This is a genomic window from Fictibacillus sp. KU28468, assembly GCF_026153615.1.
GTDB lineage: Bacteria > Bacillota > Bacilli > Bacillales > Fictibacillaceae > Fictibacillus_C > Fictibacillus_C marinisediminis.
This window is the reverse complement of record NZ_CP110666.1, coordinates 2,722,413-2,746,656: the sequence shown is the minus strand read 5'-3', so window position 1 is coordinate 2,746,656 and position 24,244 is coordinate 2,722,413. Positions and strand designations below refer to the sequence as shown.

Sequence of the window (24,244 nt, the reverse complement as noted above, 5' to 3'; positions counted from 1 at the left end):
AAGAGGGTGAGAGGCTGTGCCAGCTGAAAAGACACAGAGTAAAGTTGAGAGAGGGGTATATCTCAGTTTATCGGCATACATCGTCCTATCCCTGCTGAAGCTCGGGGTTGGCTGGTTCTATTCCTCTGAAGCTTTGGTTGCAGATGGATTAAATAACTCAACGGACATTTTGGCATCCGTCGCAGTTCTGGTCGGTTTGAAAATTTCAAGGAAACCCGCGGACCGTGACCATCCTTATGGACATCTTCGTGCTGAGACCATTGCATCCATGATTGCATCCTTTATTATGGTGGTTATCGGGCTTGAAGTTTTTATTTCTGCAGTAAAGAGTATCGTGGAATTTAAAATAAAGCCTCCATCAACCATAGCCGGGTTTACTGCCATTGTTTCAGCGTTTGTTATGCTTGCGGTCTACCGTTATAACATTAAACTTGCAAGAGAAACAGACAGCCAAGGGTTAAAGGCGGCAGCCCTTGATAACCGCTCCGATGCGTTCGTAAGCATTGGAGCGGCTGTTGGCATATTCGGAGCTCAATTTGGCATTGTGTGGCTGGATCCTCTTGCTGCTGTGCTTGTGGCACTAATGATCATCAAAACCGGCTGGGATATTTTTTACGAAACCTCACATAATCTTTCGGACGGATTTGATTATGAAGAAGGAAAAGAGATGGAAAAAAAGATCTTGCAGGTAATTGGTGTAAAGCAAGTAACAGACTTAAAAGCAAGAAATCATGGGAGTTCTGCTATTATTGATGTAACCATCCATGTAAATCCTTCGCTGAATGTCATTGAAAGCCACGAGATCACTGAGAATATTGAAGCAATGCTCAAGCAGGCGTATAAAGTGGGAAGCATATCTGTTCATGTAGAGCCGCATGAGATGAAGAAAGAGGTAGAGAGAAATGAATGAGAGTTTCAGGCACACTGTTCCTGACAGGAAAGAAGAGAGGCGGACAATAAGGCCATTGGTCCTTGCGTCGGTGATCATCGCCATGTTTATGGCAGCGATTGAAGGAACCATTGTTTCAACAGCTATGCCGGGAATCGTAGGGGACCTGGGTGGTTTTGCATTATATAGCTGGGTTTTCTCTGCTTATCTGCTCATGCAGTCGGTGACCATCCTTATTTATGGCAAATTGTCTGATTTATACGGACGGAAACCTGTTTTTATTATTGGAATTATTATTTTTTTAATCGGTTCATTGCTGTGCGGTTTTGCGGCATCTATGAAACAGCTGATTGTTTATCGGCTTCTTCAGGGACTTGGAGCTGGAGCTGTGCAGCCGATAGCCACAACCATCGTAGGTGACATGTATTCCATGGAGGAACGTGCAAAAATACAAGGATATCTGGCAAGTGTGTGGGGAATCTCTGCTATTCTTGGGCCATTGCTTGGAGGCTTTTTTGTCACATTTTCTCATTGGTCCCTTGTTTTCTGGATGAATATTCCCCTGGGAATTCTGGCGATGATAGGTGTCGGTAAATATCTGCATGAAAACATTGAGAAAAAGAGAGTACATATTGATTATCTCGGATCTTTGTTCGTTTTAGTCGGTGTAAGTGCTTTGATGGTCCTGCTTATACAGGGAGGAACCGCCTGGCCGTGGAATTCTTGGGAGACCTATTTTTTGGGTATTTTATCCACGGGCGTCCTGTTCTGGTTTGTGATTCATGAATCAAAGTTTCCTGAACCGCTGATGCCTGTATTCCTGTGGAGCAACAGGCTGATTTCTCTTTCAAACGCCGCATCGCTTACCAATGGTGCAATCCTGATCGGCATTTCCAGCTTTCTTCCCGCGTATATTCAAGGGGTAATGGAACAGCCTCCAGTCGTAGCAGGATTTGCTCTCACTGCTATGTCAATCGGCTGGCCGATCTTTTCAACCATTGGTGGAAAGCTTCTGCTTAAAGTAGGCTTCCGGCCGGTGGCAACTGCTGGAGGCATCGCATTAATTGCTGGCTCGATCGTCTTCGTGTTTATGGATCCTTCCAAAGGACCGGTCTGGGCAGGAGCTGGATCATTTCTTATCGGCTGCGGTATGGGGCTGACAAATACGACTTTTATCGTTGCTATACAGAATAATGTGGATTGGAGAACAAGGGGTATTGCTACTGCTTCTAACATGTTTATGAGAATCGTAGGCAGTGCATTGGGAGCTGCTGTGCTTGGAGGCATATTAAATACCAGATTGAGCACTTATTTTGAAGAACATGGGGACAAAAAGGTATCCCTGGATGCAGCAAACATTCTTTTGGATGAAGAAAAACGAAGCAAACTGAGCAGTTCTGTTATTGATCTTCTGCAGCACGGACTTTCGTTTTCCTTGGACGATGTTTATAAAGGGGTTCTTGTGCTGTCCGTGTTAAGCTTTCTTTTCTCGGTACTGCTTCCTAAACCTACCCATAATAAAACAGGAGATCAATAGTTCTCCTGTTAGATTGATTCCTGGTTTATTGTAATGTTTCCAGGAGCTCGATACGGTTGCCGAACGGATCACGAAAAGAAAAACGGATGATTCCAGGGATTTCAGTTTCATCTTTCACCACTACTTCTTTGGATTGGAGATACTGTTTTACGAGCTCTAGCTGAGCCACCTCAAATGCCGGGTGGCTTTTTCCTTTGGACGATTCTGGGTTTTCTACTCCGATATGCAATTCCTGGTTCCCTGCTTGGTACCAAAGCCCGCCGTTTTTCTTTAAACTCTCTGGTTTTTCAATTTCGCTTAAACCAAGCACACCAGTATAGAAATCTCTTGCCCTTTCTTCTTCTCCTGGAGGAATGCACAGTTGAACGTGATGAATCCCTTTAATATTTAATTTCATCCTGGTACTTCCTTTCTATATATGGAATGGTCTACCATTATCATAAATATTTCGTCAAATAATTGAAAATAGAATATAATAGTAAAAACTCATAAGTTTTTCTTATTGCTTAAATTGTGACGATTGCTATTGTAAAGGAGGGACAGCATGCAGCTTTCTGAATTTAAAATTCTTCAAGTCCTTGCACAGGAATTGAATATGCGAAAAGCATCTGAACGGCTGTATGTTTCACAGCCGGCTTTGAGCCAGCGTCTTCAGACGATTGAAAACAGCTGGGGAACAAAAATCTTTTTACGGTCACAAAAGGGACTAGCGATAACAGCAGCTGGAGAGAAGATCATTGCGCACGTAAACGATACATTGAAAGAAGAAGAGCGTGTGAGAGAAGACTTGCAGTCATTGACCAAGGAAGTCTTTGGTACGTTAAGGCTGGCAGTAGCATCAATCATAGGGCAATACTGGCTTCCAAATGCTCTTAAGCAGTATGTCAGTTTATATCCTCAAGTAAATATTTCCTTGATCACAGGCTGGAGCAGTGAAATTATCAAACATCTTTATGAGGATCAGATCCACATTGGTATCGTGAGAGGAAATCCTGAATGGCGGGGAGAGAAGATTCATCTGTTTTCAGACAGCCTTTATTTGACGGATACAGACATTTCCACCGTTGAAGAGCTGCAAACAACAGATAAGCCTTTTATTCAATTCAAAAGCCATTCTACCTATTATCAGGATATTCAGGAATGGTGGCAGGATCATTTTAGTATTCCCCCAAAGAAGACCATCATCGTGGACCAGATTGAAACATGCAAGCAGATGGCTCTCCACGGAGTCGGCTATGCCATTCTTCCTTCGATTTCTCTGCGTGAAACAGACGAATTCTATAAGGTTCCGCTGCACAATAAAAATGGAGAATCAATAAAGCGCGACACTTGGATGATCTCTCATGGAGGTACACTTGAGCTCAAACAAGTAGAGGCTTTCATAAAACTGGTCAACAGTGCTTAAAAAAGGATTTTTGGTTTGAATGTTGTTTGAAATAATGGTTTAATACAAGACAGAACGTATTTAAGGAGGAGCACACACATGAAAATGATGGATGCAAATGAAATTATTTCATTTATACAAAACAGCAAGAAATCAACACCTGTAAAAGTATATGTAAAAGGTAATCTGGAAGGGCTCCAATTTGGGGAAAACACCAAGTCATTCCTAAACGGAAGTACTGGAGTGCTTTTCGGAGAATGGAAAGAGATCGAACAAATATTGAAAAACAATGAAAGCAAAATTGAGGACTTTGTGGTAGAAAATGACCGCCGCAATTCAGCGATCCCTCTTCTGGACATGAAGCATGTGAACGCGCGTATCGAACCGGGCGCCATTATCCGTGACCAAGTAGAAATTGGGAATAATGCCATTATCATGATGGGCGCTTCCATTAATATTGGTGCGGTAATCGGCGACGGCACTATGATCGACATGAACGTGGTTCTTGGCGGCCGAGCAACAGTCGGAAAGAACTGCCATATTGGAGCTGGATCCGTACTTGCAGGAGTCATCGAACCGCCATCTGCAAAGCCTGTTGTCGTTGAAGATGATGTGGTCATTGGCGCAAATGCGGTTGTGCTCGAGGGAGTGACCGTTGGTAAAGGTGCTGTTGTGGCAGCGGGAGCTATCGTAATTGAAGACGTGCCTCCTTATACTGTTGTGGCAGGTACGCCTGCACGCGTAATTAAAGAAATTGATGAAAAAACAAAATCAAAAACAGAAATCAAACAAGAACTTCGCCAGCTAAACGACTAATTTGTCAGGTGCTGATAAGATGAATATGGATACAGAGCGTTTTATAACGATCAGAAGACAGCTTCACCAGATTCCGGAACCTGGTTTTCAGGAGTATAAAACACAGCAGTTTATTCTGGATTTTATTAAAGGCCTTCCAAAGGAAAGGCTGGAGGTTCAGACATGGAAAACGGGTGTGCTCGTAAAAGTTCCCGGGCATAATCCCAGAAAAACCATTGGTTACCGCACTGATATGGATGGCTTGCCGATCTCAGAAGAAACAAGTTATGATTTTACATCTGTTCATAACGGCTATATGCACGCCTGCGGGCATGATCTGCATATGACCATTGCTTTAGGTCTCCTTGATCACTTTGTGCATCATCCGGTAGACGATCATCTGCTGTTTATCTTTCAGCCAGCAGAGGAGGGTCCGGGCGGAGCGCTGCCCCTTCTGCAAAGTGAAGAGTTTCAAGCTGTAAAGCCGGATATGATGCTGGCATTGCATATTGCGCCAGAATACCCGGTTGGAACTGTGGCTGTTAAAGAAGGTCTTTTGTTTGCCAATACGTCGGAGCTTTTTATTGATTTGAAAGGGAAGGGCGGACACGCGGCTTATCCTCACCTTGCGAATGATATGGTCGTGGCGGCGAGCCACCTTGTGACACAGCTTCAGTCTGTTGTTTCAAGGAACATAGATCCTCTTGATTCAGCCGTGATCACCGTCGGAAAAATTACAGGCGGCACAAAGCAGAATATCATTGCTGAAACAGCTCGATTAGAAGGCACGATCCGCACTCTTTCCTCAGCTTCAATGATCAAGGTTAAATCACGTATTGAGGCCATTATAAAAGGAATTGAAGCTTCTTTTGAATGTGAAGCGGCCATTGATTATGGATCCAACTATTACCAAGTCTATAATCATGAGGAGCTGACCAAAGAATTTATTTCATTTCTCGAGTCCAGCAAACCTGCGGATTTCTATCGATGCCGAGAAGCCATGACAGGAGAAGATTTTGGCTATTTCTTAAAAGAAATACCTGGGTTTATGTTCTGGCTGGGAGTGGACTGTGAATATGGTCTGCATCATTCCTGCATTGAACCAAAAGAAGAGGCTATACCTGTTGCACTGCGCACGCTGTCCTCTTATATTGAATGGAAAGCTACATCCCAATGATCAGATTGAATTTAAAAAGCGGCCCCTGGCCGCTTTTTTATTTGTGTGAAGAGGGATAAGCAGGCATTTCATTGGACAGATTAAAAAATGCTAAGGAGGTGGAAACGATGGCTAGAATTGGTGTGGAGGAATCCTTAACTAATGTTTCCGATGCTTTAAAAGCTAAAGGCTATGATGTAGTGGCACTTCGCCAGGAAAATGATGTGAATGGATGTGACTGCTGCGTCATCTCAGGACAGGATGAAAATGTCATGGGAATGCAAAATGCAGTAGTGCAAGGTTCTGTTATTAACGCGGATGGAATGAGCGCAGACGATGTTTGCCAAGCGGTAGAAAGCAAACTTCAGCAATAAAACGGAAGGGGAACAGCCGGTATCGGGCTGTTCCTTCGTCTTGTCTGTGCGTTTATCTGTAAGGTAGAGAGGGTAACCTTTATTATCCCTACTCTAATTCTATTGGCAGGAGGTGACGATCCTTAATCAGTCTGGTTAAGGATTATCAAATGGCACTATTTAATATTGTAATGATTATCGCACTAATTCTTATAACCGCTTTTTTTGTAGCTTCTGAATTTGCCATCGTAAAAGTTCGTGCAACTCGAATCGATTTTCTGGCAGAGCAAGGCAATGGAAATGCAAAAGCAGTTAAAAAAATTCTCTCCAACATAGATGGCTATCTATCGTCTACCCAGCTGGGGATTACCATTACATCACTTGCTCTTGGCGGACTTGGAGAACCGACAGTAGAGACGCTGCTGAAGCCGTTATTTCATCACGTAAATCTGCCTCCCCAGGTTCTTCATACCATTTCCTTTATCATAGCTTTTACGGCCATCACTTATTTTGAAGTTGTACTGGGTGAACTGGCGCCAAAATCATTTGCCATCCGAAAAGCTGAAGAGATCAGCCTTGCAATAGCCAAGCCCTTAATCGTTTTCAGTTATGTCATGTTCCCGTTTATTTTTGTCCTTAACCGCTCAGCGGCAGTGCTGACAAGGATGTTAGGACTGAAAAGAAGTGAAGAACATGAAATGGCTCATAATGAAGAAGAATTGCGCCATCTGCTCTCAGAAAGTTTTGAAGGCGGAGAGATCAATCAATCAGAATATCGTTATGTAAACAAGATCTTTGAGTTTGATGACCGCCTGGCAAAAGAAATCATGGTGCCGCGGACAGAGATCGTATGCTTATATAAAGAAAACAGTTTTAAAGAGAATTTAAATGTTATGAGGGAAGAGAAATTCACTAGATATCCGGTAGCCGTGGATGATAAAGACCATATTGTCGGTCTTGTCAACATTAAGGAATTCTTTAATGAGCATGTTACGAATGAAGAAGAAGAATTAGAAAAATACATAAGGCCTATCATTTCCGTTCATGAATCATATCCTATCCAGGAGCTTCTTGTAAAGATGCAAAAGGAAAGAGTACACATGGCTGTATTAATGGACGAATATGGAGGAACCTCCGGAATCGTTACAGTTGAGGACATTATTGAAGAAATTGTCGGAGAGATACGGGATGAGTTTGATGAAGATGAAGAGCCAAGAATTAAAAAGATAAATGACAATGTGACGATTTTGGATGGAAAAGTACTCATCTCGGAAGTAAACGAATTATTCCATTTGGATTTAGATGATACTGATTTAGATACGATCGGCGGATGGATACTGAGCCAGCGTGGAGAGGTTGGGCTGGATGAAGAAATAGAGCATGAAGCTTATTCATTTAAGGTGATTGAAACAGATGGCCACCAGATTAAAAAGTTAAAAGTACTGAAAAAATCAGAAGAAGAAGCACAGACGGAATCTTAACCCGCAGAATGGGAAAGGTCCCGTTTTTATTTCCGGCGCAAAAAGCTGACTTCCCGCATGATGCGGACTTAGTCAGCCTCTTTTTATTGGTCTTCTTTTTTTACCCATTCATCGTTGTCATTTTTTTTATATTTCTTTTTGACAGCACTCCAGGCCACTTTAAAGGCAGTTTCTTCTTCTTTATATTCGTCTGAAGCTGAATTAAAAGCCTCTTTAAAAATTTTCTGAGCATGATGGGGCAAGTTGTCTTTCACTTGGTCGGGCAATTCTTTAATGGAATCATATGGCATCAGTTAACCTCCCTAAAAGTCATTCTTACTGAAAGGAATACCCGAAGAACTGCCTGTTTAATCATCATACCCCGGGCTCGCTGGACCCTTCATTTGAATCTTCTTCAGGTGATGGAAGGCTGATGCCAGCTTGTCTGAATCTTTGCTGAAGCCGATCCTTGATCTTTTGTTCCATACTCCATTGCTTTAGATTTTCAGTTCTTGCAAGAATTCGAAGAACCGTCAGGCCAGTATCGGCTTCAACTACCGGCAGTACGTTAGGCCCTTCGAGGATCGCAGGTTCTTCCTGCTGTAATAAGCGGCTTTCTTCTTTAACGATCTGCAGCGCTTCTTCTACCTGTGGAGTAGAGGGGATTTTGAAATCCACAAGAGCTCTCATATTGCCTCTTGAGTGATTGCTTACACTTGTTATTAAGCGGTTAGGAATATAATGAAGGGTTCCGTCAAAGCCGCGTACCTTGGTTGTACGGAGCTCTACATTTTCAACGATGCCATTAAAGGTTCCGGTCGTAATATAATCTCCAACATCTATTTGTTTTTCGAGCAGAATAAAAAATCCGGTGACAACATCATTGACAAGTCCTTGGGCACCAAAACCAATCGCGAGTCCTACGATTCCGGCACCTGCAAGCAAACCGCGGATATCTATGCGAAACAATCCAAAAACGGCGACGAAGGCCATAAATATCAATGCATATGTATACACGCTGATCACAAGCGTTGCAAGGGTTTTTGCCCTGAAATTTGACATGCCTTTCCTGTTGGACATTCGTCCAAAGGTCGTACTGATGATCTTCCTTCCTATATTTCGTACAACAATATAAACAATAAAGATGGCTAAAAGCTTAAAAACTAAAATTCCAGTACTTAATGCAAGTGCGCCAAAGTCAATCTCCGTAAAATTTTTGTAATCTGGCATTAAAACAATGTCCTCCTTTAGTCATTGTATCCTTTTTATTATGCATAACAGTATAACTGACTAAACGGTGTAATCCAATTATTTCACTTCTTTTGATTAACTTGTTATGATATGGGGGAAAGTAATGTTGGATTGTGAATAAAACTCCTTATTTAAATTAATTATTATTTAATATTGACTAAAAAGTAAGGTTGTTTTATAATAACAATGAAGCAATAACACAATTAGTTGGAGGGATTTAGTATGGCAGAACGTATGGTAGCAAAACAAGCTCCACGATTTGAAATGGACGCAGTATTACCAAACAAGGAATTCGGAAAAGTAAGTCTTGAAGAAAATATGAAAAATGACAAATGGACCGTGCTTTTCTTCTACCCAATGGACTTTACGTTCGTATGTCCTACTGAAATTACATCTTTAAGCGATCGTTTCGATGAGTTTGAAGATCTGGATGCAGAAGTTATCGGTGTTTCTACTGACACTATTCATACTCACAAAGCTTGGATCAACACTCCGCGTGATTCTAACGGTCTCGGTGAACTTAATTATGCATTGGCTGCTGACACGAACCACGCAGTTGCGCGTGACTATGGTGTTCTAATTGAAGAAGAAGGTGTCGCATTGCGCGGACTTTACATTATTTCACCAGAAGGCGAACTAATGTATGCTGTTGTTAACCACAACAACATCGGCCGTGATGTTGATGAGACATTGCGTGTTCTTCAAGCATTACAAACTGGCGGACTTTGCCCTGCAAACTGGAAGCCAGGACAAGAAACACTGAACGTTTAATACAATCAATGTGAGGACGGCCAAGAATTACTCTTGGCCGTCTTTTTCATTTTCTCATTTGAAAACTCTCTTGTTGATAGAGATGTTGTTTTCTTTTTCCAATTCAGCATCTATACTAAAATAAAAGACATTACATAAATAAATAGTTGGGGGAATAGATGGTGAAACGCCAATATGCAGTTATCGGCCTCGGCCGCTTTGGTGGAAGCATTTGCCGTGCGTTAAGCGATCAGGGGATGGAAGTGCTGGGCATCGATATGGATGAAGATCGGGTTAATGAGTATTCATCCATTGCCACTCATACAGTCATTGCGGATTCAACAGATGAGGGCGTACTTAAAAACCTGGGTATCCGAAATTTTGAACACGTCATCGTTGCGATAGGGGAAAACCTTCAATCCAGCATACTGACGACTTTAATACTTAAGGATATGGGGGTTTCAAAAATTACTGTGAAGGCACAGAATGATTACCATGAAAGGGTATTGCTGAAAATCGGAGCTGACCGTATCATACATCCTGAAAGAGACATGGGAATAAGAATCGCTCACCAGGTCGTTTCAAAAAATGTTCTGGATTACCTGGAATTGTCTGATGAGTATAGCATTGTCGAGATGGCAGCAGGTGAGAAGATGAGCGGAAAGTCATTACAGGAGATGAACATCCGCGCTAAGTACGGTTGTAATGTGGTGGCCGTAAAGCGCAGCAATGAAGTAATCGTTTCACCTCATGCCGATCAGAAGGTGGAGGAAGGGGATGTAATGATTGTCATAGGAGGCGAAAAGGACATCAGCCGGCTTGAGAAAGATTTAATGGCTTAGCGGAAAAGTTATTACATAAAAAAAGCACGAAAGGTTGTCCTTTCATGCTTTTTCTATTTAGATTTCCATGATGATCGGCAGGATCATCGGACGTCTTTTTGTTTTTTCATAAAGGAAAGGAGAAAGTACATCAGTGATCTCGTTCTTGATCTCAGACCATTGCCTTGTCCGTTTTTCCTCCATAAGCCCGTTCAAATGCTGGTTCAGCAGGTTTTGTGCATCATTGATTAAGTCACCTGACTCTCTCATATACACAAAACCGCGTGAGATGATATCAGGCCCTGCTTCAATTTTGAATTCCTTCATATTCAGGCTGACGACAACAACAACCAGTCCTTCTTCAGATAGAATTTTTCTGTCCCTGAGTACGATGTTGCCAATATCCCCGATGCCGCTTCCGTCGACATATACTGAACCAGAAGGGATCTTGCCGGCAACTGCTGCCTCATTGCTTGAAAGAGCAAGCACATCGCCGTTATCCATTGTAAAACAATTTTTAGGCAGAACATCGCAGGATGTTGCGAGATTGATATGCATCTTTAACATCCTGTATTCCCCATGGATAGGGAGGAAGTATTTTGGTTTCATCAGGCGCAGCATGAGCTTTTGCTCCTGCTGTCCTCCGTGGCCGGAAGTATGAATATCGTTTAATGATCCATGAATCACTTCAGCGCCTGCCCGGAACAGCTGGTTAATGGTTCTATTAACGCTCAATGCATTACCAGGAATCGGCGATGATGAGAAAACAACGGTGTCTCCTGGAATGATCTGAATTTGACGGTGAGTGCCGTTGGCTATCCTTGATAATGCAGCCATCGGTTCTCCTTGGCTTCCTGTACACAGGATGGTTACCTGGTTGTCAGGAAGTCTGTTAATCTGTGAAGATTCAATAAACGTATTTTTCGGCGCCTTGATGAATCCGAGTTCTTGTCCGATCGTTATGGCAGAATCCATGCTTCTTCCAAAAACAGCGATCTTCCTGTTGTTTTGTACAGAGGCTTCGACTACCTGCTGAAGTCGATAGATGTTTGAGGCGAACGTTGCGAAAATGACCCTGCCGTTGACCTTACGGAAAATATCATTAATGCTCTCGCCAACCTTTCGCTCAGAGAGAGTAAAACCCGGAACTTCAGCATTTGTACTGTCTGAAAGCAGACACAGTACGCCTTCCTTTCCGATTTCCGCCATCTTCGTTAGATCGGCAGGTTCTCCTACAGGAGTAAAATCAAATTTAAAATCTCCCGTATGTACGATGTTGCCTGGCGGTGTCTTGACAACAATTCCGAAAGATTCCGGAATGCTGTGTGTTGTCCGGAAGAATGAAACAGACGTTTTTCTGAATTTAATCACTTGGTCTTCTGAGATTTCATAAAGGTTGGCTCTGCGCAATAGACCGTGTTCTTCAAGCTTGTTTTTGATTAGGGCGATGGCTAGTTTTCCGCCGTAAATAGGAATGTTCACTTGTCTGAGCAAGTATGGAATACCGCCAATATGGTCTTCATGTCCATGGGTAATAAACAGACCTTTAATTTTATCTTCATTTTTTACCAGATACGTATAGTCTGGGATCACATAGTCAATTCCAAGCAGCTCGTCTTCAGGAAATTTAATGCCTGCATCAATCAGGATGATTTCATCCTGGAATTGTACGCCGTATGTGTTCTTTCCGATTTCTCCCAAGCCGCCCAGAGCAAACACTGCTGTTTGATGGTTTTTTACAAATTTCATAAATTATCTTTTCTCCACTTCAAAAGAGTCTGATTGTTGCTCGTACTCAAGAAATTTCCCTTTGATTTCTTGAACAAACTCAATATTGTAATTGGTATTAGACAGTTTTTTTCTGACTTCCTCGATTGAATTGGCATCCATATAGATGGATTTTGTGTTCTCTCGGATAGGTACCTCGTTTTTGTTTTCCTGGAAATAAACTTTAAAAATCATCTTTTCGTCTCCTTACCGTGCTAGTATTATCAATATCTTTGTTTTATTATAAATGAATTAGGTATGTTTTTCATGTTTTTTTCATCTTATCATGATAAATCGGACAATGTTAAGCCGGTAAAAGCCCAGTTTATTGCAGACAAAAAGGTTTTTTTGCTCTTTTTAAATAAGGATATTCTTGCATTAGTTTTTTTAGCTTGTTCATATATCTTCGTTTTCGTTTCATTTCAGCCGACCATCCTTTTTATGCGTAGTTTGTAATAGTATGCCGCTGGTCTGTTTTCTCTTGCTAGGTAAATAGTGGATGAAGTCAAGTGAAAAAAGCTCCAGCCTGATCGGCTGGAGCTTTTTTCATTGTTCTATCTGTGAAGCGTTACAGCTGTTGGCGGAGTAAACGGGTTCTCTTTGTTGATCCGGTCATAAAACATGATTCCATCTAAATGATCGATCTCATGCTGGAAGACGATAGCAGGCATACCTTTTAACTTTAGTTCGACCTGCTCTCCATCTATTGTTGTTCCTTTAACTGTGGCTTTTGCATAGCGCGGAACGAGGCCGGGAACTTCTCTGTCTACGGAGAGGCAGCCTTCACCGCTTTCAAGGTAAGTTACTTTAACAGAGTGGCTGACGATTCTTGGATTAAAAAGGGCGTAGCTGAATAGTTCCCCTTGTTCGTCAGTAGTATGAACAGCGATGATCCTTTTTGAGATTCCAATTTGCGGACATGCCAGCCCGATGCCAGGGCGGAGTTTGTATTTCTGGGCAATATCAGGGTCTTGGCTGTTCTTCAGAAATTCAAGCATCTTTTTTGCGGTTTCGATATCCTCTTGCTGAGGAGGAAGTTCAACATTTTCTGCTTTTTCGCGCAGTATAGGATGGCCTTCTCGGACAACGTCCTTCATGGTTAGCATATGGTTTCCCCCAATTTACAAAGTTTCTTCTTTATTAATATGATAATGGCTTTTTCTGTATTCTACCATAAAAGAATAGCTTTCAATCGGTAATTTGACGTTAAGGTTAGCCTGCTTTTGAAAAAATGCTGTTTTGAAACAGGGTGATATGGAAAGTGATACAGTGATGATTCAGGTGTGCTAGAAAGGCTTGAACTGGCCTGTGAAAATTCAAAAATATATTGATAGTAAACAATTGACGCTGTTTGGACGCTGGTGTAAACTAATCATGTGATAAACATAATTGTATTACTTTGATTTCAATAATATAGTAATACAGTTTTTGAAAGCCCTTAGAAACAGGAGGGGTGCACAAGATCATGTTTACCCATGATCAAATAGGGAAACAGCAATAATGATTTGTGCATCGGACCCTAAAGGCTTTTTTATAATCTTTGTCATGTATACGGAAAATTATGGGCATTCTAATAGAAGCGCTTATATACATGGCGGATAACATTGGTGTAAGGAAGGATGAGGTGAAGGTTAATGAGTTTGATTGAACAGGTTGAAAAACAATTTGAAACCTTTCAAATCTTATCAGAAGACGGGAAAGTAGTTAATAAATCTGCTATGCCTAAACTTTCAGATGATGAGTTGCAGGAATTAATGACACGGATGGTTTATACGCGTATTTGGGACCAAAGAGCGATTTCCTTAAACCGTCAAGGACGTTTAGGATTCTATGCGCCGGTCGCGGGGCAAGAGGCTTCTATGCTTGGTTCTCAATTTGCGCTTGATAAAGAGGACTGGATTCTTCCAGGATATCGTGATATTCCTCAGATTGTATATCACGGATTGCCGCTATACCAAGCATTCCTATATTCCCGCGGACATTTCCAAGGAGGACAGATTCCTGAAGGCGTGAACGTTTTAATGCCTCAGATCATCATCGGCGCACAGATCGTTCAAGCTGCCGGCGTCGGAGTTGGTTTAAAGAAGAAGGGCAAAAAGAATGTTGCGATCACGTATACAGGTGATGGCGGTGCATCACAAGGTGACTTCTACGAAGGATTGAACTTTGCTGGAGCTTACAATGCACAAACCATTTTTGTCGTTCAAAACAACCGTTTCGCGATTTCAGTTCCTGTAGAGAAGCAATCTGCAGCTAAAACAATTGCTCAAAAAGCAGTTGCAGCTGGGATTGAAGGAATTCAAGTAGACGGAATGGACGTATTGGCTGTTTATTCTGCAGTTAAACAAGCTCGTGAACGTGCTTTAAATGGAGATGGACCAACACTTATCGAAACACTTACTTACCGCTATGGTCCACATACAATGGCAGGTGACGATCCAACCCGTTATCGTACAGAAGACCTTGATAACGAATGGACGAAGAAAGATCCGCTTGTCCGTTTCCGCAAATTCCTCGAAGATAAAGGCCTTTGGTCTGAAGAGCAGGAAAACAAAGTAATGGATCAAGCAAAAGAAGACATTAAAGCAGCGATCAAAAAAGCGGATGGCGCACCGAAGCAAAAGGTTACAGACCTTATCGGATTTATGTTTGAAGAGCTTCCGCACAATCTGAAAGAGCAACTTGAAGAATACAAAGCAAAGGAGTCGAAATAATATGGCTCAAATGACCATGATTCAAGCAATTACAGATGCGATGCGCACTGAGTTGAAAAATAATGAAAATGTCGTTGTGTTCGGTGAAGACGTTGGTCAAAACGGCGGTGTGTTCCGTGCGACCGAAGGTCTTCAATCTGAATTTGGTGAAGACCGAGTATTTGATACTCCTCTTGCTGAGTCCGGTATCGGCGGTCTTGCAATTGGCCTGGGACTTACCGGATTCCGTCCTGTTATGGAAATTCAGTTCTTCGGATTTGTATTTGAAGTAATGGACTCTGTTGTGGCTCAGGCTGCACGTATGCGTTACCGTTCTGGCGGAGTTTATAATTCTCCTATTACGATCCGTTCTCCGTTTGGCGGAGGTGTAAAAACTCCAGAACTTCATGCAGATAACCTTGAAGGCCTTATGGCACAAGCACCCGGAGTGAAAGTTGTTATTCCTTCAACGCCTTATGATGCAAAAGGACTTTTGATTTCTGCAATCCGAGATAACGACCCAGTTGTCTACTTGGAACATATGAAACTATACCGTTCTTTCCGCGGCGAAGTTCCAGAAGAAGAATACACAATTGAGATCGGTAAAGCGGACGTGAAACGTGAAGGTAAGGATGTTTCTATCATTACTTACGGAGCGATGGTTCACTCTTCCCTTAAAGCGGCAGAAGTGCTTGAAAAAGAAGGGATTTCTGCTGAGGTTATCGACCTTCGTACGGTTAGCCCGCTTGATATCGACACCATCATCGCTTCAGTTGAAAAAACCGGACGTGCGATCGTCGTTCAAGAAGCTCAAAAACAAGCTGGTGTAGGTGCAACGGTTGTAGCTGAAATTAATGACCGTGCGATCCTTAGCCTTGAAGCACCTGTACTTCGTGTAGCTGCTCCTGATACGGTATTCCCGTTTGCTTCAGCTGAAGATGTCTGGCTTCCTGATTATAAAGATATTGTTGAGAAGGCAAAGACAGTTTATAACTTCTAATGCCGGACAACATGCCTGAAAAAGAAATCTATTTGATTTCTTTTTCAGCATTTTATCCCTTTAAAGCATGATTAATTTTTTACTATAGGAGGCGTTGTTAGTGGCATTTGAATTTAAGCTTCCCGATATCGGTGAAGGCATCCACGAAGGCGAGATTGTAAAATGGTTTGTTAAAGCGGGAGATGAAGTTAAAGAAGACGACATCCTGCTTGAAGTGCAAAATGATAAAGCAGTAGTTGAAATTCCGTCTCCGGTTGACGGTAAGATTCTAGAAGTAAAAGTTGACGAAGGCACTGTTTCTGTCGTTGGTGATGTTCTCGTAACGATCGAATCAGAAAGTGAGCCGCCTCCATCTGCACATGGTGATGATACTCCAGAACAGCCAAAAGCTGAAGAAGAGAAAAAACCAGCTGCAGAAGAAGCAACTCAAAAAACAGAAGCAGCAAAAACAGAGCCGGTTTCTGATGAAACAGTCGATGAAAATAAACGTGTTATCGCAATGCCGTCAGTGCGCAAATACGCACGTGAAAAAGGCGTTGAAATCCGTAAAGTTTCCGGTTCAGGAGACAACGGCCGTGTAATGAAAGAAGACATCGACAAATACCTAAGCGGCGATGCTGGAACTCAAGAGCAGGAAGCTGTAAAAGAACCTGCAGCAGGAACACCTGCTGCAAAAGAAGCTCCTAAAGCGATCCCAACTGGGGACAATGAAACTCGTGAAAAACTTAAAGGCGTTCGTAAAGTGATTGCGAAAGCTATGGTTAATTCTAAGCATACTGCTCCTCACGTGACGTTGATGGACGAAATTGAAGTTACCGAGCTTGTGGCACACCGTAAGAAATTCAAACAAGCTGCAGCGGATAAAGGAATTAAGCTTACTTACCTTCCTTACGTTGTTAAAGCTTTAGTTTCTGCTGCACGTGAATTCCCTGCAATTAATGCATCTATTGATGATGCGAATGAAGAAATCGTTTGGAAGCACTATTACAATATTGGAATTGCAGCCGATACAGATAACGGACTTATGGTTCCAGTTGTAAAAGATGCTGACCGTAAATCCATCTTCAAAATTTCTGCAGAAATCAATGAGTTGGCTGTTAAGGCCCGTGACGGAAAACTTTCATCCGATGAAATGAGAGGCGGATCTATTACAATTTCAAATATTGGATCAGCTGGCGGACAATGGTTTACTCCAGTAATCAATCATCCGGAAGTGGCGATTCTAGGAATCGGCCGTATTGCAGAAAAAGCAATTGTGAAAAACGGAGAAGTTGTCGTTGCACCGGTTCTTGCGTTATCATTAAGCTTTGACCACCGTTTAATTGATGGTGTAACTGCTCAAAATGCAATGAACCATATTAAACGTTTGTTGAACGATCCACAACTTTTGGTAATGGAGGCGTAGAGAAATGGTTGTAGGTGATTTTCCGATTGAATTAGACACACTTGTTATAGGATCAGGTCCAGGGGGATATGTGGCTGCCATCCGTGCAGCACAGCTTGGCCAAAAGGTTGCTGTAGCAGAAAGAGGCGAAATGGGCGGAGTATGCTTGAACGTGGGATGTATTCCTTCTAAAGCATTAATCAATGCCGGCCATCGCGTTGAACATGCGAAGCATTCTGACGACATGGGAATTAAAGCAGAGAACGTTACTGTTGACTTCTCAAAGGTTCAAGAATGGAAATCCGGTATCGTTAATAAATTAACAACTGGAGTTCAAGGCCTGCTTAAAGGAAACAAAGCGGAAATTATTCGCGGTGAAGCCTACTTCGTCAACGAAAACTCTGTACGAATCATGGATGAAAAGAACTCCCAAACGTACACGTTCAAAAACTGCATCATTGCAACAGGTTCCCGTCCGATCGAAATTCCTGGATTCAAATGGAGTGACCGTGTCATTTCTTCTACAGGTGCTCTTGCTTTGCAAGAAGTTCCAAAGAAAATGGTCGTAATCGGCGGAGGCTACATCGGAATGGAGCTTGGAACAGCTTTTGCTAACTTCGGTACTGAAATTACAGTATTGGAAGGAAGCAAGCAGATTCTTCCGGGCTTTGAAAAGCAGATGAGCCAAGTGGTTTCTAAACGCCTGAAGAAAAAAGGCAATGTAGAAATCTTTACAGAAGCTCTCGCTAAAGGCGTGGAAGAAACAAAAGACGGAGTTACCGTAACTGCTGAAATCAAAGGTGAAACAAAAACGTTTGATGCAGATTATGTATTGGTAACTGTTGGACGCCGTCCAAACACTGAAGAGCTTGGACTTGAGCAAGTCGGAATTGAAATGACTGAGCGCGGATTAATCAAGATCGATAAGCAAGCTCAAACCAATGTAAAAGGCATTTACGCGATTGGTGACATCGTTGAAGGGCCAGCTCTTGCTCATAAAGCTTCTTATGAAGGTAAAATTGCAGCTGAAGCGATCAGCGGACATCCTTCTGAGATCGACTACCTAGCTATTCCAGCGGTTGTATTTACCGATCCTGAACTAGCTACTGTAGGATATGATGAAAAGAGCGCGAAGGAAGCTGGATTTGACGTAAAAGCGTCCAAATTCCCATTCGCTGCAAACGGCCGTGCGCTGTCCATGAATGAAACTGACGGCTTCATGAAGCTGATCACTAGAAAAGAAGACGGATTGCTTCTTGGCGCTCAAATTGCGGGCGGAAACGCGTCTGACATGATTGCTGAGCTTGGATTGGCTATCGAAGCTGGAATGACAGCAGAAGATATTGCTATGACGATTCATGCCCACCCAACATTCGGAGAGATCTCCATGGAAGCTGCTGAAGTAGCGCTTGGATCTCCAATCCACATTGTAAAATAATTGTATTCTATCAGGCCTTCCCTTAGGGAAGGCCTTTTTTAGGTTTTGTTCCTTTAATATCCAGCATAGTGTAAGAGAGGAGGGGTGTACGATGAAATGGTTTCTTTTAATCAGTCCAGTACATTGTGTTTTGTGGGCCGGTTACTTTACAGTGATCGAATTATCCAGACATGATCGAACGTTTTTTGAAATTATTTTGTTTCTTATGTTTTTATACCTGTCTTACCTGTTCTCTCATACGTTGTTCCAAAAAAGAACGGTAGCCATTAAAAGCACGATATTGTCCACGTCTTTATTTTTGCTGGCTAAATGGACCATGCTGCTTTTTGGGACGTTTACTCTCTCTTGATGGGTAATGCAAAAAAAGATGCCTTTCATCTGGTTCAGGCATCCAAAGTTGCTGCTTTTTTATTTTCTCTTATAGTAATACATTATTCTGCCATTAAATAAATGCAGCTCTCCCTCTAGTTGTTTCGCCAGGAACTTACAGAATTCATTTGCTTTTCCTTTGTCTCCATGTGTAAACCCTTCCGGCAGAGTGACCTGGATATAGGAGGTATTTGTTTCAGCTGTTTCCTCAGTGTCCAATCCAATAATAATATACTTAAATTGCTGCCTGTCAGTACCTTTTAAATAAAACCATCGGTCCTTGCCTTCGCTTTTTTCTTCCATTGAATAAGGAAATGCCGATTGACCATATTCCCATCCAAGCTGGGTCCCTGTCTTAGAGGTAATCTCATTGTAATAACGAAAAAGATTCTTCACTTCTTCACTTGTAATAGACTGCTGTTTCGATGACGGTACGAGTTTGATATAAGCGTGCTGCTGCAATTTAATACCCCGCTTTCCCCCGATTTAACAACGGATGAGGCCAGTATACCTTACCTACTACTTTACCATTATTTTAAATAGTATGACAATATTACGATAATTGGTTTAACTAAGGAAACACTGGGGAAAAAGATATAAATTAAGTTTGTTATAAAACATATCTCAGGGAATATAGTTGTTATATACTGCAAACATAGCGGCCCGCTTCAAAAATTATGGTTAGGGAGGGGTTTCTGTGGAAGTATTTGAAAAGCTTTATGATGAACATGAAAATGTCAACGTGCGTTTTGTTGGTTTTACAACAGAAGAGGTTCGGTATGACTTTGGTATTATCCATACGAACATGTTCTTCGGTAAGCCCTTGGTTGTCTGTATGCAGACGGGGCGGTCGGCCCTGCTCGATGCAAATGATCTTCAGAACCATGAGTACCTGCAGAAGGTATTTCGTATTCACTCATTAAAGGAAGCGAAAGATCTTTCCCTTTTCTTTGAAGAGTCTCTTCCTTCTATACTTGCATCTGAGCAATATGATTAAACATCATAAATAATTTAATGTGTTATGCTAATTGGGGTTGACAAATTCAATGTGACACAATATTATAAAGGTAAGAATAAAAGCGCTTACATGAAAAGGAGATGTTTTAGATGGGAGAAATCATTTGCCAGACATGTGATAGCACGATTGAACATTTTGAAGACGAAAAGGTAACAAAGCTTTACGCAAATAAATGTCCAAACTGCGCAAATCATAAAAACGAACAACAAAAATAATAGAGGGGAAAACCTTGGATCACCCCTGCGATATCCTAAGTATGCAAAACAAAATAAAACACCTTCGAACCGGTACAATGAATACAAGTACCAAAATCGGAGGTGTTTTTGCGTGGGCAAAAACAGATATCCACTTGAACGGAAGTGGACAGTCGTGGAAGAAAAACGGACGGGTAACAACGTAAGAAATTATGGAGAACGGACTTGTTAAGCGATGAAGAGAAAAGGGAACGGCAAAATACATGAAATGACTCCTGGCTATCATTGACTTGCCTTCAAACCACTGGAATATGGACTTTGGGATGATAATCACCCAAAAGAGCTTAATAGCGCTTCTTTTTGCATAAATACACTAGCTTAAACTGAACCAAAAGTGTCTGACCCCTCTGATTAGGAATACATAAAGCGGTATAATTCGATCGGTATATCGTCCAGAGAGGTTTGATACTTTGCTATTTGGTTAGCTCTTTTTCTGTTTTTCTTGTTTGAAGGAATACACAAATTTAAGGCCTTTTCATATAAATAATATAAGCAAGGATTATGTTAGATAACACTAATAGATTATTAGCTCAAAGGAGGCGCTCATAGTTAAGATGAAACCTCTCGTAAGTGTTGTTATACCTTGCTTTAATTACGGATGCGATTGAGCCAGCCCTGATCGGAAAAAAGTTGAAATACTGGAGACAAGACCGGATAAAGGATTTGTTTTGACAGGACTAAGGTATTTTGGGGATATAAAACGGATAGTCAGACTTGAGCCCTTCAATTTCTATAATCTGTTATTTCGTAACACAGGATCTTACTGCTGCTTATTTAGGAAACAAGCCTGGAGACTGGTGGTGGCTACAACGAGAATGTGATAAACGGATATGAGTTTGGGATATTTGGATTTCTTTAGCAGAAGAAGGATGGTATGGCTATACGATTGATGAAATTTTATTAAACGATCCTAGGCACGGAAATACCATGGGTTTTTATGCAAGCTGTACGGAAACTTTCTTTTGCATTTGATCACCTTTTATTAATTTTTCCGTATCATCTTAGTTGATGATGATTCAAAAGATAAAAGCCTAGAATATATAAATGATCTTCTAAAAGATTCGAGAATAAAAGTTGTTAAAAATCAAACAAATTTAGGACAATCCAAAAGCCTAAATGTTGGATTGGGATTGGTAGAAAGTGAATTTTTTATGCAGTTAGATGCTGATGACCTGGCTGCCACCTTACCGGGAACGTCATCCATGTACATGAAACAAAAAAAGGAAGACAACTAAAGGAATTTGTTAGAACAATAACAACAGAAGGATGGTCCTTTAATGAACGTTATGAAATACTGCTTTCAAATTATACGCCCTATCCTCGTTTTTACAGAACAGAAGCAGTAAAACAACTCGGCAGTTGGTCTATAGATGATCCTTATGAAGGAAGGCATATTGAGGATTTACGAATGTTTTTAAGACTTATTGAACAATACAAATTTCTCTGGTTTGACCATGTGCTTTATTATTACCGCCTGCATTCAAATAATAATTCAACCAGAGATTTTCCATTAATAAATAAGGTGTATGAATGGATTATTAAAGACGCTCTCAGGAGATGGGGAGACGAATATATACCTGTATTTGAACAGAGATCTAGCTGGTGGAATCCCGCTCTGAAGGAAAGGAGGGAACATATGCGAAAATTTCCGATCAGACCTGTTAGCAGCCATTTTGGTTATGACCGGGGTAAGCCGATTGACAGGTATTATATAGAAAAATTTTTGGATAGGAATAAGGGTGAAATTAAAGGCCGTGTATTGGAAATAGGAGATAATAATTATACCAGGATGTTTGGAACAGATGTGACAATGAGCGATGTGCTTAATCCCATTCCATCTAAAGAATCTACAATTGTAGGCAACTTGGCAACTGGAGAAAATATCCCGATATCAGCTTTTGACTGCATCATTCTTACACAGGTTCTGCATGTCATATACGATGTGAAATCTTCATTGTATCATACCATTGAAGCACTAAAGCCAGGAGCAGTTTTACTATTAACCACAACCGGGTTAAGCCAGAATTGCCGATGTGAATCGTATGGTGACTATTGGAGGTTCACTGACATGTCTTTAAATTATTTATTAAGTGAAATTTTAGATCCAAGTACTTTTGAAATAGAGAGCTTTGGTAATGTAGCGGTAGCAAAAGCCTTTCTCGATGGTTTGGCACTGCATGAAATTCCTGAACACGTCTTGGATTATAATGATCCAAATTATCAAGTCCTATTAACGGTAAAAATAAAAAAGTAATAGGATAGAATAGGCTGACTCAAGGGTCGTTCTTTTCGTGGTTATCATCATGTGATTAGTTGGGGTGAATAATACGTTTGAAAAAGGAAATTACAATACTTATTACATCTTACAATTCGGGATATTATCTCCGTGAAACGATAGAAAGTGTAATTTATCAAACTTATCCCAATTGGAAAATCATTTTGGTTGATGATGCATCAACAGACAACAGCTTGGACTTTGTCGGGGATTATTTACTCGATCCGCGTATCAAGCTTATTAGAAATGAGTATAATGTCGGCCCCTCAACTACTTATAATAGGTGTCTTAATGAGATTACAACCGACTTTTTTATGCTTTTAAATGGTTATGATTGGCTACCTCATAATAGTTTGGAGTTGTTAATGGAAGAAGCAGAAAATTTATCAAATGACGTCGCCTTGATCGTCGGTAAAGTACATGAGGTAAAAGAAACCAGTAGAGGTATTAAAAGATATCGAGTAATCTCGAATGAATGGAGCAACAATCACCAGGACCGTTATGAGCTGTTACTGGCAAACTATTTTCCAACGGTCAACTTTTATCGGACTTCGGTGATAAAAAACATTGGGGGCTGGGATACAAATGATCCCTACAATGGAAGATATTACGAAGATGTGCGAATGTTTTTAAAGCTTATAGAAGCCAATAAATTCCGTTATATTCCCCATAACATATATAACCATCGACAATATAAAGAAAACGGTTCCAATGAAAAATCGCTTAAAAATAAAGCCTTTGAATGGATTATTAATGATGCTCTCAACAGATGGGGAGGACATTATGAACCTATTTTTAAAAAAATCAAGGGTGGACGGAAAATAGTTAGAAAATTGAGGCCAAATGTAACGGATAAGAAAGTAACTGTGCTGATTCCTTCCTATAACCCAGGCCATTATTTAAGAGATGCTTTAGAAAGTGTTTTTTTGCAAACTTATCAAAATTGGAGAATTGTATTGGTTGATGATGCTTCCACCGATAACAGTTTATCTACAGTTAGTGACTATTTAGAAGATCCTCGTGTGGAACTTATTCAAAATGTAGAAAATAAAGGACAATCAAAAGCGCAAAACGCTGGATTAGCAGTTATTGATACTCCTCTTATCTTAATGCTGGATAGTGATAACTGGCTATTCCCAAACACGCTGGAAATCATGATAGCTGAAGCGGAGAGCGTTTCTGAAGATATTGCATTAATATGTGGGAATCACACACTTATTTATGAAAGTGAGCAGGGCCAAGTCTTAAGAAATGTTGAGGTCGAGGGAGGAAAATCATTTAATGACCCGTATGAATTCCTGCTAGCAAACTATGTACCATATCCTCGACTATACAGAACATCTGCACTTAAAGAGGTGGGAGGCTGGCCTACAGATGATCCCTATGAAGGCAGATATCTTGAAGACCGCCGAATGGATGTTTTATTGATTGAAAAATATAAGATTCATTGGGTTGATTGCATGCTCTATAATTACCGCAAACATAGTAATAACTTAACCGTACAGCGAAAAGATATTTTAAATGATATGATTCGATGGAACATTGAGTATGCTTTAAAAAGATGGGGAGATCAGTTTACACCCGTGTATGGAGAATCATCCGGCTGGGTGGAGTTGAAGGAACTGGAGCCCAAACTGTAATAAATATTTA

The 24,244-nt window shown here is 41.1% G+C and carries 26 protein-coding genes; 19 read left to right on the top strand and 7 right to left on the bottom strand.

All coding sequences use genetic code 11. From position 1 onward, the window contains the following. The first annotated feature begins 16 nt into the window (after nt 1-16). Together OKX00_RS14210 and OKX00_RS14205 are read left to right on the top strand one after the other, a co-directional pair. Nucleotides 17-910 (top strand): cation diffusion facilitator family transporter, encoded by an 894-nt coding sequence (locus OKX00_RS14210; RefSeq protein WP_053354664.1) that lies wholly within the window; start codon nt 17-19, stop codon nt 908-910. Continuing rightward, nucleotides 903-2,426 carry an MDR family MFS transporter gene (locus tag OKX00_RS14205; protein ID WP_265407771.1) on the top strand — a complete coding sequence of 508 codons (1,524 nt, stop codon included), beginning with the start codon at nt 903-905 and terminating at the stop codon, nt 2,424-2,426. The genes OKX00_RS14210 and OKX00_RS14205 overlap by 8 nt, the downstream gene beginning before the upstream one ends. 25 nt (nt 2,427-2,451) lie before the next feature. Here the strand turns inward: OKX00_RS14205 and OKX00_RS14200 are convergent, their stop codons facing one another. Further along, nucleotides 2,452-2,823 carry a VOC family protein gene (locus OKX00_RS14200; protein WP_265407770.1) on the bottom strand — a complete coding sequence of 124 codons (372 nt, stop codon included), beginning with the start codon at nt 2,821-2,823 and terminating at the stop codon, nt 2,452-2,454. A gap of 147 nt (nt 2,824-2,970) precedes the next feature. Between OKX00_RS14200 and OKX00_RS14195 the strand changes: the two genes are divergently transcribed. The 5 genes from OKX00_RS14195 (at nt 2,971) to OKX00_RS14175 (ending at nt 7,595) form a co-directional block, all read left to right on the top strand. Next, complete coding sequence (locus OKX00_RS14195; protein WP_265407769.1) at nt 2,971-3,831, top strand: transcriptional regulator CcpC; 861 nt, start codon at nt 2,971-2,973, stop codon at nt 3,829-3,831. 78 nt (nt 3,832-3,909) lie between these two features. Further along, complete coding sequence (dapD, locus tag OKX00_RS14190; RefSeq protein ID WP_265407768.1) at nt 3,910-4,626, top strand: 2,3,4,5-tetrahydropyridine-2,6-dicarboxylate N-acetyltransferase; 717 nt, start codon at nt 3,910-3,912, stop codon at nt 4,624-4,626. Between the two features lie 25 nt (nt 4,627-4,651). After that, nucleotides 4,652-5,782 (top strand): N-acetyldiaminopimelate deacetylase, encoded by a 1,131-nt coding sequence (locus OKX00_RS14185; protein ID WP_265410547.1) that lies wholly within the window; start codon nt 4,652-4,654, stop codon nt 5,780-5,782. Between the two features lie 107 nt (nt 5,783-5,889). After that, nucleotides 5,890-6,135, top strand: coding sequence for a YkuS family protein (locus OKX00_RS14180; RefSeq protein WP_053354659.1), 246 nt, complete (start codon nt 5,890-5,892; stop codon nt 6,133-6,135). Between the two features lie 149 nt (nt 6,136-6,284). Beyond that, a complete protein-coding gene (locus OKX00_RS14175) occupies nt 6,285-7,595 on the top strand; it encodes a hemolysin family protein (protein WP_265407767.1) in 1,311 nt (436 codons plus the stop codon). A gap of 83 nt (nt 7,596-7,678) precedes the next feature. Here OKX00_RS14175 and OKX00_RS14170 read toward each other — a convergent pair whose 3' ends face one another. Beyond that, a complete protein-coding gene (locus OKX00_RS14170; RefSeq protein WP_265407766.1) occupies nt 7,679-7,885 on the bottom strand; it encodes a ChaB family protein in 207 nt (68 codons plus the stop codon). A 64-nt stretch (nt 7,886-7,949) separates the two neighbouring features. Further along, nucleotides 7,950-8,804 (bottom strand): mechanosensitive ion channel family protein, encoded by an 855-nt coding sequence (locus OKX00_RS14165; RefSeq protein WP_265407765.1) that lies wholly within the window; start codon nt 8,802-8,804, stop codon nt 7,950-7,952. 243 nt (nt 8,805-9,047) lie between these two features. On the opposite strand from OKX00_RS14165, the gene OKX00_RS14160 reads away from it, so the two are divergent. Both OKX00_RS14160 and OKX00_RS14155 read left to right on the top strand, forming a co-directional pair. After that, a complete protein-coding gene (locus OKX00_RS14160; RefSeq protein ID WP_062231533.1) occupies nt 9,048-9,596 on the top strand; it encodes a peroxiredoxin in 549 nt (182 codons plus the stop codon). A gap of 161 nt (nt 9,597-9,757) precedes the next feature. Then, nucleotides 9,758-10,417: a potassium channel family protein gene (locus tag OKX00_RS14155; RefSeq protein WP_265410546.1), complete on the top strand. Its 660-nt coding sequence runs from the start codon at nt 9,758-9,760 to the stop codon at nt 10,415-10,417. 57 nt (nt 10,418-10,474) lie between these two features. Here OKX00_RS14155 and rnjA read toward each other — a convergent pair whose 3' ends face one another. The 3 genes from rnjA to def all read right to left on the bottom strand — a co-directional run bounded on the left by rnjA (nt 10,475) and on the right by def (nt 13,269). Further along, the gene (rnjA, locus tag OKX00_RS14150) at nt 10,475-12,145 is read right to left on the bottom strand and encodes a ribonuclease J1 (RefSeq protein ID WP_265407764.1); all 1,671 of its coding nucleotides are present in this window, start codon (nt 12,143-12,145) and stop codon (nt 10,475-10,477) included. A 3-nt stretch (nt 12,146-12,148) separates the two neighbouring features. After that, nucleotides 12,149-12,358 carry a DNA-dependent RNA polymerase subunit epsilon gene (locus OKX00_RS14145; RefSeq protein WP_053354653.1) on the bottom strand — a complete coding sequence of 70 codons (210 nt, stop codon included), beginning with the start codon at nt 12,356-12,358 and terminating at the stop codon, nt 12,149-12,151. Nucleotides 12,359-12,717: 359 nt separating this feature from the next. After that, nucleotides 12,718-13,269: a peptide deformylase gene (def, locus tag OKX00_RS14140; RefSeq protein WP_053354652.1), complete on the bottom strand. Its 552-nt coding sequence runs from the start codon at nt 13,267-13,269 to the stop codon at nt 12,718-12,720. Between the two features lie 528 nt (nt 13,270-13,797). On the opposite strand from def, the gene pdhA reads away from it, so the two are divergent. From pdhA to OKX00_RS14115, 5 genes are all read left to right on the top strand, one after another. Beyond that, nucleotides 13,798-14,877: a pyruvate dehydrogenase (acetyl-transferring) E1 component subunit alpha gene (pdhA, locus tag OKX00_RS14135; RefSeq protein ID WP_053354651.1), complete on the top strand. Its 1,080-nt coding sequence runs from the start codon at nt 13,798-13,800 to the stop codon at nt 14,875-14,877. 1 nt (nt 14,878) lies between these two features. After that, a complete protein-coding gene (locus OKX00_RS14130) occupies nt 14,879-15,856 on the top strand; it encodes an alpha-ketoacid dehydrogenase subunit beta (protein WP_265407763.1) in 978 nt (325 codons plus the stop codon). Between the two features lie 100 nt (nt 15,857-15,956). Continuing rightward, entirely contained in the window at nt 15,957-17,261 is a 1,305-nt protein-coding gene (locus OKX00_RS14125) for a dihydrolipoamide acetyltransferase family protein (RefSeq protein ID WP_265407762.1), read from the top strand. Between the two features lie 4 nt (nt 17,262-17,265). Beyond that, a complete protein-coding gene (gene lpdA, locus OKX00_RS14120; protein WP_265407761.1) occupies nt 17,266-18,678 on the top strand; it encodes a dihydrolipoyl dehydrogenase in 1,413 nt (470 codons plus the stop codon). 91 nt (nt 18,679-18,769) lie between these two features. Beyond that, a complete protein-coding gene (locus tag OKX00_RS14115) occupies nt 18,770-19,027 on the top strand; it encodes a hypothetical protein (RefSeq protein WP_265407760.1) in 258 nt (85 codons plus the stop codon). Nucleotides 19,028-19,086: 59 nt separating this feature from the next. Here OKX00_RS14115 and OKX00_RS14110 read toward each other — a convergent pair whose 3' ends face one another. Beyond that, on the bottom strand, nt 19,087-19,509 hold the full coding sequence (locus OKX00_RS14110; RefSeq protein WP_265407759.1) for a DUF1885 family protein: 423 nt from the start codon (nt 19,507-19,509) through the stop codon (nt 19,087-19,089). Between the two features lie 235 nt (nt 19,510-19,744). Here OKX00_RS14110 and OKX00_RS14105 point away from each other — a divergent pair, with 235 nt between their 5' ends. The 5 genes from OKX00_RS14105 (at nt 19,745) to OKX00_RS14090 (ending at nt 24,234) form a co-directional block, all read left to right on the top strand. Continuing rightward, nucleotides 19,745-20,044 carry a DUF3055 domain-containing protein gene (locus OKX00_RS14105; RefSeq protein ID WP_053354645.1) on the top strand — a complete coding sequence of 100 codons (300 nt, stop codon included), beginning with the start codon at nt 19,745-19,747 and terminating at the stop codon, nt 20,042-20,044. A gap of 110 nt (nt 20,045-20,154) precedes the next feature. Next, nucleotides 20,155-20,280 carry a GapA-binding peptide SR1P gene (locus tag OKX00_RS14100; protein ID WP_082315928.1) on the top strand — a complete coding sequence of 42 codons (126 nt, stop codon included), beginning with the start codon at nt 20,155-20,157 and terminating at the stop codon, nt 20,278-20,280. Nucleotides 20,281-21,314: 1,034 nt separating this feature from the next. After that, a complete protein-coding gene (locus OKX00_RS23370) occupies nt 21,315-21,554 on the top strand; it encodes a glycosyltransferase family 2 protein (protein WP_416054341.1) in 240 nt (79 codons plus the stop codon). A gap of 173 nt (nt 21,555-21,727) precedes the next feature. Beyond that, nucleotides 21,728-22,573, top strand: a complete 846-nt coding sequence (locus OKX00_RS14095) for a class I SAM-dependent methyltransferase (protein WP_265407758.1) — start codon at nt 21,728-21,730, stop codon at nt 22,571-22,573. Between the two features lie 77 nt (nt 22,574-22,650). After that, nucleotides 22,651-24,234: a glycosyltransferase family 2 protein gene (locus tag OKX00_RS14090; RefSeq protein WP_265407757.1), complete on the top strand. Its 1,584-nt coding sequence runs from the start codon at nt 22,651-22,653 to the stop codon at nt 24,232-24,234. Nucleotides 24,235-24,244 lie beyond the last annotated feature (10 nt).